The organism is Acetobacterium sp. MES1 (assembly GCF_002237635.1).
In the GTDB taxonomy this organism is placed as follows: Bacteria; Bacillota; Clostridia; order Eubacteriales; family Eubacteriaceae; genus Acetobacterium; species Acetobacterium wieringae.
This window is the reverse complement of the sequence record NZ_MJUY01000041.1, coordinates 1-10,472: the sequence shown is the minus strand read 5'-3', so window position 1 is coordinate 10,472 and position 10,472 is coordinate 1. Positions and strand designations below refer to the sequence as shown.

Here is a 10,472-nt window from a genome sequence, read left to right as displayed (position 1 = left end):
GGCAAGCAAAAGTGGCAAAGGCCATAGAGCCTGAACGAAGTGAAGGCCAGCGTCTTGAGGCGCCGGCCGGTAACAGAGGCTTATAGCCTCAGAGCAAACCACCCGTTAGACGGGTGGTGCTGATTGAGTTAATACAAATTAAGCGATAGAGGATGTTTTTTAAAAAAATATCAGGGTATAAATGTTTGATAATCTATTTAAATTTGGGTGGTGTGCATATGTTATACGAAAAATTTGTGGAGTGTCTGGAAAATGATGATAAACCCAATGCGGTACGGGTTGCCCTCGACGCTCTGGAAACCGGTAAGGTGGGAATTGTCGAGCTGTACACGGAGTTGTTAATTCCGGCTCAAAACAAAATGGAATTGGAAGAGCGAAGAGAATCGGTAGCGATCTGGAAAGAACATTTTAGAACTTCGGTGGTTCGAACGGTCATTGAGTACTGTTATCCCCGGGTCGTGAATGAAGGAATGCGAAACAGTTTCAAAAGCGGCCGGAAGAAAATTGTGGTTTTCTGTCCGTCCGAGGAATACCATGATATTGGGGCCCGAATGATTGCTGATTTTTTTATCTTATGTGGTCATCAGGTCTATTTTTTAGGTGGCAATACACCGCCAGCAGCGCTCCTGCAGGCAATGGTGCGGCTGCGCCCGGAGGCTATTGCCATGGGAGTCAGTAATTATTTTAATCTGGTTGCCGCCAAACGTACCATCGAAGATGTCCGAAAAATCATGGGAAGTGAAACCGCCATTATTTTAGGCGGTGCGGCATTTAAAGATAATTTGACGGTGGTAAAAGAAATCGGTGGGAATTATTATGTCGATGGCTATGACGCTGTGGTAAGGATCTCAGAAGGGTGGGAAAATTATGAAACTGGCATTTGATATCGCCCTTCGATTTTTGAAATCCAGTAAGGGACAGACGGCACTAATTGTATTGGGCATCGCCATTGGAGTGTCGGTTCAGATATTTATTGGTTCGTTGATCACCGGCCTCCAAAAAAGCCTGGTCGACAAAACGGTGGGCAGTGCTCCTCAAATTACCGTTTCACCACAGGAAGATGGCGCTTATATTTTGGATTCTCAGGCAGAAGCGAAAACCATCAAAGCTACTAATCCTGAAGAAATAAAAAATCTGGTGGCAGTTACGCAGGGGCCAGCTATTCTAAACACAGCCGATGAGTCTGCTACGATTCTCCTCCGTGGGTTTGACTGGAAAGCAGCTCAGGGAATCTATAAAATATCAGATCGGATTGTCAAAGGGGAGCTGGCAACCAATGACAATGAAATCATAATTGGAGAGGATTTTGCAAAAAATTTGAATTTGAGCGTCGGAGATACAATTGAATTGATCACCCCCGCCAGAAAAACCGGTAAATTTCTGATCACAGGAATATTTGATTTGCAGGTAAAATCGTTAAATGAATCATGGATTTTGAGTAATGATCGTGCGGTTCAGGCATTTCTGGAAACGGGCGAAGGTGTTTCACAGATCGAAATGCAGGTAAACGATGTATTTGCTGCCGATGAAGTGGCCGGAGAGATTGAGAAACGCTTAAATGAAGACACCTTAGTGGTGACAAACTGGAAAGAAGAAAATGCTGCTTTATTATCCGGTCTTTCTGGGCAAACCGCGTCAAGTCTGATGATCCAGGTTTTTGTGATGATTTCGGTTGTTTTGGGAATCGCCAGTGTATTGGCAATCAGTGTGGTTCAAAAATCCAAGCAGATTGGGATCTTAAAGGCAATGGGAATGCATAATCCGAAAGCCAGCCTGGTTTTTTTGTTTCAAGGATTTTTGCTTGGTGTTCTGGGAGCGCTTGTGGGCGTTGGTCTGGGAATTGGCCTAAGCTGGTCTTTTGCCACCTTTGTTACCAATCCCGATGGGTCATCCCTGGTGACCTTTTTTATTGACTGGAATTTCATTGGAATTTCAGCGGGGATTGCTGTCGCAGCTTCCACTCTGGCAGCCTTGATTCCAGCTATTCGCGTATCCAAACTTGATCCCATGGAGGTAATTAAAAATGGATAATTATGTGGTTGAAGTCAAAGGTGTAAATAAAGTTTATGGCAAAACAATTAAAACGGTGGCATTACACGAATTGAATCTGGGTTTTAAAACGGGGTCGTTTAATGCCATTATTGGCGAGTCAGGCAGTGGTAAAAGCACCCTTCTCAATATTTTGGGGACCCTGGATCGCCCGACTAAAGGGGATGTGATTATCAATGGGGTATCCACCAAAAACATGTCTAAAGGACGTTTGAGTGATTTGCGCAATGAAACCCTGGGTTTTGTTTTCCAGTTTCATTATCTGCTGCCGGAGTTTACCGCTCTGGAAAATGTGCTGATGCCCTATCGGATTGCCAATGGAAAGGCGGGTAAAAAGAGTCGGGATAGAGCGAGGGAAATACTGAATCTGGTGGGACTTGAAAAGGTGGAAAATAATCTGGCAACCAATATGTCAGGAGGTCAGCAGCAACGGACGGCCATTGCCAGAGCGCTGATGAATCAGCCGAAAATTATTCTGGCCGATGAACCCACTGGAAACCTGGATTCCCAGACAACCGACAGCATTTATCAACTTTTTCGGAAAATCAACCAGGAACTGGGAACCACCTTCATTATTATCACCCATGATCGACGGGTTGCTGAAAAAGCAGACCGCATTGTCGAAATTCTGGATGGCCGTATTTCATTGGACATTGTCAAATGATCGGAGTATTCTGGATTTGTCAGGAGTAATTGGAAGAGTGAGGATTATTAACGTGTTCATTGATTTTGTTAATTATTACTGGTAATCATGTCAGTCATCGTATAAAATAGGAAGATAGACATTTTGCGCTTAAAGTAGGGGAGAATCAATGAAGAAAATTATGATTGTTCGGCCCAATGACTTTGTGGATATTTCAATGGAAATTCCCGGAATTATGACGGACGTAAAATATTATACCGGCGATAACTTCGTGGGTGAAAGAATTGACGGTTATGAAGCACCAATCATTTTATTGACTGAAAAAGCCGTAGTCGCACTGGGGCGGGTTCAGAAACAACTGCTGGAAGAAGGATTTGGATTAAAAGTGTTTGATGGATATCGACCCAAACGGGCAGTGGATCATTTTGTCCGCTGGGGAAAACAGGAAGAAAACAATAAAACTAAAAGCATCTATTATCCAGAAAAAACCCGCCAGGAAGTTTTTGAGGGTGGATTTATCGCCGCAGAATCTTCTCATACCCGGGGCAGCACCGTGGATCTGACAGTGGTCAATATTGAAACAGGGGTTGAAATTGATATGGGAGGAATTTTTGATTTCTTCTCGGAAGTCTCCTACAGCGATTATGACCATCTGACCCTGGAGCAAAGTAAAAATCGGGTTCAGCTTCGTTATCTGATGCGTTCAGAAGGATTTGAACCGATGCAGCAGGAGTGGTGGCATTTTACCTTAACTGACGAACCGTATCCTGAAACCTATTTCGACTTTCCGATTCAAGGCTGATGTTTTGAAGAATTATCAATTATGCGGTTCAAACTATTAAAGGTGCTTTATTAGCTGGAAATAGTGCATTTTATTAATGAAAACTATAAGAAATGTGATATAATAATAAAATTAGATAAAAATATGATACGATCAGGAAAGAAGAAAAAAATGAGAAAAAGAAATAAAACACTCTTGATTGGATTAGGGGTGTTATTAGTTATTTTCGCCGTTTTATTATCGCTGAACCAATTTTATATCGATTATCTTTGGTTTGTGGAAATGGGGTATACCGAGATTTTCTTTAAGGAACTGGTGACGAAAACACAAATCGGCATTCCGATCTTTATTGGTTTGGTCGTGATTTTGTTTTTTTATTTAAAGTTGCTTAATCGCATTTCAGCAAAGTACTTAGGGAGTGTTCAGAAAGCGACGAAAAAGCAGAATATTGTTGCCGTTGGTGTGAGTGGTGTGGTTGCTTTTTTTCTGACCATTCTGATTTCAGACCGGTTATGGTACCAAATACTCGAATTTATTAATCAGACTCAGTTTAATTTGACCGATCCTATTTTCAATCAGGATCTGGCTCTTTATTTTTTTGGATTGCCATTATATCAGGAAGTTTTTGCTATTTTTATCGGTTTCTTTGCGGTCATTGTCGTCTTGACATTTTTATATACGGCCTATATTCTTTATCAGGGAAAAAAAATTGAGTTTAACCGCGAACAAGATCTTGAATCCATTAAAGTCAATGCAAAGGGGATATTCAAATCCTATCTCGAGATTGCATCGAAACAGATTGGCATTTTTTTAGGAGTGCTTTTTTTAATCCTGTCGATTGGTAGCCTGTTAGAAGCATTTCAACTGCTGTATTCAACCTCAGGAATTGTCTTTGGAGCCGGTGCGGCAGATATTGATGTCGGACTGAAGGTCATCATTATTAAAGCAGTTTTATGCCTGGTATTGGCAGTGACTTCCATTGTTGCCGGGTATCAGAAAAAATATCTTGTCATGGGGGCTGGTCCGGTTCTGTTCGCGGTGGTGGTTATTCTTGGCGGTGCGGCCCAGGGGATTTATGAATCACTGATTGTTATTCCAAATCAGTTTACAAAAGAAGAAGCGTATATTACCAATAACATTGAATATACCCAGCAGGCCTATGATTTAGCCAATGTTGAAACCCGTGAGTTTTCAGGAACGCAGGAAATAACGGCCAAAGATATTAAAGAAAACAAGATTACCATCGATAATATAACCATCAACGATCAAATACCGACCCAGGAGATGTATAATTCCCTCCAGGGAATCCGAAACTACTATCAGTTTTATGATGTCGATGTGGATCGTTATTTTGTTAATGGGGTTTATACTCAGGTATTCCTGGGTGCTCGGGAAATGAATAATACGTTACTCCCTGCAGAAGCGAAGACTTGGGTCAATCAGCATTTGAAGTATACCCACGGCTTTGGCGTGGCGGTATCTCCGGTCAACAAAACCAACAATGTTGGACAACCGGATCTGATTGTTAAAGATATTCCGCCGGTGACGGATGTCAGTGAACTGGTAATAGAGGAACCCCGGATTTATTTTGGTGAAAATGACTACGGCTATGTCGTCACCAACTGTACCACTGCCGAGTTTGATTATCCCCAGGGTGATAATAACCAGGAAGTTACCTATACCGGGACGGCGGGCATACCAATGACCTTTTTCAATAAGTTGGCATTTGCCCTCTATCATGGTTCGTCAGAATTGCTTTTGGCAAATGAAATTACGGGCGACAGTAAGATGCTGATCCACCGCAATATTTCAGAACGTGTCGCAACAATTGCGCCATTTTTAAGCTATGAACATGATCCCTATATGGTAATCTCCGAAGGCCGACTCTATTGGATCGTCGATGCCTTCACCACCAGCGATCGCTATCCCTATTCGCAACCCTATGATGGTGCTGGCAATAATTATGTCCGTAACTCTGTGAAGGTCGTTGTTGACGCTTATAATGGCGATGTGACCTTCTATAAAGTTGATGATGAACCAGTGTTGGAAACTTACAGTAAAATATTTCCGGGATTTTTGAAAGATCTATCAGAAATGCCGGAGGGCATTAAACAACACCTGCGCTATTCAAAAACGATGTTTGACATTCAATCGGATATTTACAAAACCTACCATATGTCAAACGCCAGGGTCTTCTATAACAAGGAAGATCAATGGGAAACGGCGACTCAGTTTTATGAAACCGAGAAAGCAGAGGTTCCGGTCGAATCGGCTTACACCATCATGGAGCTTCCGGATCGTCAGCCTGAATTCATGCTGACCGTTCCCTTTACACCCAAGGATAAGGATAACATGATTGCCTGGTTGGCCGGAGTATCAGACGGGCCGGGTTATGGGCAGTTGATTTTATATGAGTTCCCCAAACAACAGCTGATTTATGGCCCAATGCAAATTGAACAGCGGATCGATCAGGATACGATCATCTCGCCGCAATTAACCTTACTGGGCCAACAGGGATCCCGGGTGTTACGGGGAAATCTGATGTCGATTCCCATTGAAAATGCAATTATCTATGTGGAACCGATTTACATTCAAGCGGTTGGTGGAGAAAACAATCTGCCGGAATTAAAAAAGGTTGTGGTCTCGTACCAGAATGAAATTGTTATGGCAGACTCGCTGGAGTTGGCACTGGCCCAGGTTTTTGACATTCAGGAACTGCTAAGCACTGCAATACCAACTCAAAGTACGGGTAGTACAGCAACCACCGCAGAATTAATCACCAAAGCAAATGCTTTGTTTAAAGAAGCTCAAGAAGCTCAAAAGGCTGGTAATTGGGCGGGATATGGACAAAAAATAAATGAGTTGGAACAGGTTCTGGCTCAACTTTCGCAACTTTCTGGGGCAACTCAGTAGGATAAGATCATATGAAATTAAAAGCAGGAGGAAAAAATGCTCGATATAAAGCGCATCAGAGAAAATAAAGAAGAAGTCCAGGCAGGTCTGGACAAACGAGGTCAATATGATCTCAGTGTGATTACCACTTTGGACGAAAAGCGTCGGGAGACATTGGGCCAGGTTGAAGAAATGAAGAGCCGCCAGAATGTGGTGTCCAAACAAATTCCGATACTCAAGAAAGAAAACAAGGATTGTACCGAGATCTTCGCCGAGATGAAGGAGCTTTCCAATGCGATTAAAGATTTGGATGCAGCCGTCAAAACAATTGATGATGAAATCAAAATGCAGTTGCTGAATTTCCCCAATATTCCCAACCCGCAAGTTAAGGTTGGGAAGGATGATACCGATAATCTGGAAATCAGAAAATGGGGCGAACCCCGAACATTTGATTTTGAGATCAAAGCGCATTGGGACATTGGAGTGGATCTGGACATTCTGGATTTTGAACGGGCGGTCAAAATTACCGGTGCTCGTTTCAGTATGTTCAAAGGTGATGGGGCACGATTGCAACGAGCGCTGATTAACTTTATGCTGCACACCCACTGTGATGAGCATCATTATACTGAAATTTCCCCACCATTTATGGTGAATCGGGAAAGTATGACTGGGACTGGACAGCTGCCCAAGTTTGAAGAGGATGCTTTTCATTTGCCAAGCAAGGACTTTTTTCTGGTGCCAACCGCAGAGGTGCCGGTAACCAATATCTATCGTGATGAAATTTTGACAGAAGAAGAACTACCCAAGTACTTTACCGCCTATACTCCATGTTTCAGGCAGGAAGCGGGATCAGCCGGTCGTGATACCCGGGGGTTAATCCGTAATCATCAGTTTGACAAGGTGGAGATGGTTAAATTTGTTCATCCGGATCGCTCCTATGAAGAACTGGAATCATTAACAAATAATGCTGAACGGATTTTACAATTGTTGGAGATACCATACCGGGTAGTTGAACTATGCACCGGAGATCTGGGCTTCAGCTCGGCAAAAACCTATGATATTGAAGTGTGGATGCCAAGTTATAACCGCTATGTCGAAATCAGCTCCTGTTCAAATTTTGAAGACTACCAGGCCCGGCGGGCAAACATACGCTTCAGAGATGGCGAAACCAGGAAAACCCGCTTTTTACATACCCTTAATGGTTCAGGATTGGCTGTCGGCAGAACCTTTGCCGCTATTTTAGAAAATTACCAGCAGGCTGATGGTTCGGTTATGGTTCCCGAAAAACTGGTGCATTATATGTGGGGAAAAACGGTAATTGGCAAGTAAGTAAAAGTTAATTTAGATAAAAATTAAAAATAAATGACACTTGTGATTGAGAATAAAGATCGTGTCAGATGGAGGAAATAATGAGTATGAATGCAAAAGAGTTAGTTATAACCGAGGATGGTTTTAACAACATAAAAAAGGAATTGGAATATTTAAAAACGGTAAAGCGCCATGAAGTCGCAGACCGAATTAAAACAGCCCGGGAGTTCGGAGATTTAAGTGAAAATGCTGAATATGATGAAGCGAAAAATGAACAGGGTTTTGTAGAAGGCCGAATTTCAGAACTGGAGCACAAGCTTAAAATTGCGGTAGTCATTGACGATAAGGATATTCATACCGAAGATGTTGGTGTTGGAAGTATCGTAAAAATTAAAAATCCGTTATTGGACTTTGTCGCAGAATATAAAATTGTTGGATCAGCAGAGTCCGATCCTAAAAACAACCGTATTTCAAATGAGTCTCCGATCGGTTCGGCACTGCTGGGAGCAAAGGTTGGCGATACCGTAAAGGTTCAGATTCCTGACGGCGAAGCAGCATATCAGATTTTAGAAATACGAAGATAGAGGAGTAGACATTGACAACAGAAAACCTAAGTGAACTTCTGGAAATAAGAAGAGATAAATTAAAAAACTTACAGGATGCCGGGAAGAATCCCTTTGAACAAACCAGTTTTAATGTGAGTGCTCATGCTAAAAAAGTAGAAGCCGCATATGATGACTATGAAGAAAAAGAAGTAACCATGGCAGGACGGATCATGTCCAAACGGGGCCAGGGAAAAGTGTCTTTTTATGATCTTCAGGACTCTACCGGGAGAATTCAGTTATTTCTGAAAAAAGACGCCCTGCCAGACATTTATGATGAAATTAAAACCTATGACATTGGCGACATTGTTGGTGTTAAAGGCGAAATTTTCAAAACAAAAATGGGTCAGATTTCGGTAAGGGTTTCCGAACTGACACTGCTGAGCAAATCACTACAGATTCTGCCGGAAAAATATCACGGTCTCAAAGATATGGAACTGCGTTACCGCCAGCGTTATGTGGATCTGATTGTAAATCCGGAAGTTAAGGATGTATTTCAGAAACGTTCGCTGATTATGCGAAAGATTCGAGAATTTTATGACTCCCGTGATTTCATTGAAGTGGAAACACCGGTTCTTTCCAATCTGGCTGGCGGGGCCAACGCCAGACCCTTTATTACCCACCACAATGCTCTGGATATCACGTTATATTGTCGGATTGCCCTGGAGTTGCCACTTAAACGACTAATCGTAGGCGGTTTTGATAAGGTTTATGAAATGAGTCGGGTTTTTAGAAACGAAGGCATGGATGCCACCCACAACCCGGAATTCACACTGCTGGAATCTTATGAGGCATATGCCAATTATGATGATCTCATGAAAATGATTGAAGAACTTTACAGTTTTTTGGCTAAAGAAGTTAATCAATCAGAAACTGTTATTTACGGCGATAAGGAAATCAGTTTAGCAGCACCGTTTAAACGGGCACGAATGGTTGACTTAGTTAAGGAGCACACCAATGTGGACTTTGATGTGATGACTGATGTTGAAGTGGCCCTAGCCGCTGCCAAAGAACTGCATGTGGATGTGGATGGAAAAAACAGTGTTGGTGAAATTATGGCTGAAGTCTTTGACGAATTCGTGGAAGATAAACTGATCCAACCAACCTTTGTAACCATGCATCCGGTCGAAATTTCGCCACTGGCCAAGAAAGACCCCAAAGACCCACGCTACACCGAACGATTTGAACTTTACATTAACGGCGCCGAATGTGCTAATGCATTTTCTGAACTCAATGACCCCATTGATCAGAAAGAACGGTTTATGTCCCAGGTTCAGAAGAAAACCGACGGTGACGATGAAGCGCATCCTTTTGATGCCGACTTTATTAATGCCCTGGAAGTCGGTCTGCCACCTACTGGCGGTTTAGGGATTGGAATTGATCGATTGGTTATGTTATTCACCAATCAACATAGTATCAGAGATGTTATTCTTTTCCCGACAATGAAACCCATTGACTGATCATTAAATGTAGAAGGAGCTTAAGGCTTAGTGTTTTAAGCTCCTTTATTTTGAAAAGAAGAATAAATAAAATAATAAAATATTTGATTTTTGCGTTTATATTATAAATATAAGGGTAAATAAACAAGACGTCCCAGAAAAACAGTTAATTAAGCACACTTGAAACCTGCCGATAAGCCGATAATAGCGAATTTAGGAGGTGGCGGAAGAAAGTTTTAAAAAACTTTCAAAAACCAGTTGACAGGATGGTGAAAAGAGCGTATACTAATGAAGTTGTCTCGAGTGAGGCAGCGGACACAGCTGAAACATTGAAATGAACAAAAAAGAATTTCAAAAAACAGCTTGACAATCATAGGAAACGACGATATAATAGAAAAGCTTCTTCGGTCGGAAACGATTGCAGAACGGCGGTCATAGAAAAGAGAATAGTACCATAAAACCTGTAAAACAGCCAAAACATCCGCGAGGATGAATGCGGCTAAAATAGAAACAGAGAGATGAACTCTATAAAACATTAACTCGGTAGAGTATAAAATACGCTTTATTCAAAATGAGACAGCATTTAAAAGCCTAACGGCTTTAAATACAAACTTTTTATTGAGAGTTTGATCCTGGCTCAGGACGAACGCTGGCGGTATGCTTAACACATGCAAGTCGAACGAGACGGGATGGAATGACCCTTCGGGGGAATGAAATCCTAGAAAGTGGCGAACGGGTGAGTAACGCGTGGGTAACCT

Annotated in this window: 8 protein-coding genes and 1 rRNA gene; all 9 read left to right on the top strand. The window is 42.1% G+C overall.

Annotated elements, in window-relative coordinates; all coding sequences use genetic code 11:
- Window positions 1–218: 218 nt before the first annotated feature.
- Window positions 219–884 (top strand): cobalamin B12-binding domain-containing protein, encoded by a 666-nt coding sequence (locus tag BI182_RS12070; RefSeq protein WP_070372689.1) that lies wholly within the window; start codon window positions 219–221, stop codon window positions 882–884.
- The gene (locus BI182_RS12065) at window positions 868–2,031 is read left to right on the top strand and encodes an ABC transporter permease (RefSeq protein WP_286808250.1); all 1,164 of its coding nucleotides are present in this window, start codon (window positions 868–870) and stop codon (window positions 2,029–2,031) included. Before BI182_RS12070 ends, BI182_RS12065 begins: the two co-directional genes overlap by 17 nt.
- Window positions 2,024–2,713, top strand: a complete 690-nt coding sequence (locus tag BI182_RS12060; RefSeq protein ID WP_250933562.1) for an ABC transporter ATP-binding protein — start codon at window positions 2,024–2,026, stop codon at window positions 2,711–2,713. Before BI182_RS12065 ends, BI182_RS12060 begins: the two co-directional genes overlap by 8 nt.
- Before the next feature lie 148 nt (window positions 2,714–2,861).
- Complete coding sequence (locus BI182_RS12055; protein ID WP_286808247.1) at window positions 2,862–3,494, top strand: M15 family metallopeptidase; 633 nt, start codon at window positions 2,862–2,864, stop codon at window positions 3,492–3,494.
- A gap of 150 nt (window positions 3,495–3,644) precedes the next feature.
- Window positions 3,645–6,386 (top strand): UPF0182 family membrane protein, encoded by a 2,742-nt coding sequence (locus BI182_RS12050; protein ID WP_286808246.1) that lies wholly within the window; start codon window positions 3,645–3,647, stop codon window positions 6,384–6,386.
- Window positions 6,387–6,422: 36 nt separating this feature from the next.
- Window positions 6,423–7,694 carry a serine--tRNA ligase gene (gene serS, locus BI182_RS12045; protein ID WP_070372685.1) on the top strand — a complete coding sequence of 424 codons (1,272 nt, stop codon included), beginning with the start codon at window positions 6,423–6,425 and terminating at the stop codon, window positions 7,692–7,694.
- Between the two features lie 80 nt (window positions 7,695–7,774).
- Complete coding sequence (gene greA / locus BI182_RS12040; RefSeq protein WP_070372684.1) at window positions 7,775–8,257, top strand: transcription elongation factor GreA; 483 nt, start codon at window positions 7,775–7,777, stop codon at window positions 8,255–8,257.
- Between the two features lie 11 nt (window positions 8,258–8,268).
- Window positions 8,269–9,735, top strand: coding sequence for a lysine--tRNA ligase (gene lysS, locus BI182_RS12035; protein ID WP_250933556.1), 1,467 nt, complete (start codon window positions 8,269–8,271; stop codon window positions 9,733–9,735).
- 593 nt (window positions 9,736–10,328) lie between these two features.
- Window positions 10,329–10,472 (top strand): 16S ribosomal RNA (locus BI182_RS12030); the annotation flags it as partial.

Bases quoted from the DNA above. Each gene is read 5' to 3' on its own strand.
- BI182_RS12070 (WP_070372689.1), top strand. From the start codon at position 219: ATGTTATACGAAAAATTTGTGGAGTGTCTGGAAAATGATGATAAACCC.
- BI182_RS12065 (WP_286808250.1), top strand. From the start codon at position 868: ATGAAACTGGCATTTGATATCGCCCTTCGATTTTTGAAATCCAGTAAG.
- BI182_RS12060 (WP_250933562.1), top strand. From the start codon at position 2,024: ATGGATAATTATGTGGTTGAAGTCAAAGGTGTAAATAAAGTTTATGGC.
- BI182_RS12055 (WP_286808247.1), top strand. From the start codon at position 2,862: ATGAAGAAAATTATGATTGTTCGGCCCAATGACTTTGTGGATATTTCA.
- BI182_RS12050 (WP_286808246.1), top strand. From the start codon at position 3,645: ATGAGAAAAAGAAATAAAACACTCTTGATTGGATTAGGGGTGTTATTA.
- serS (WP_070372685.1), top strand. From the start codon at position 6,423: ATGCTCGATATAAAGCGCATCAGAGAAAATAAAGAAGAAGTCCAGGCA.
- greA (WP_070372684.1), top strand. From the start codon at position 7,775: ATGAGTATGAATGCAAAAGAGTTAGTTATAACCGAGGATGGTTTTAAC.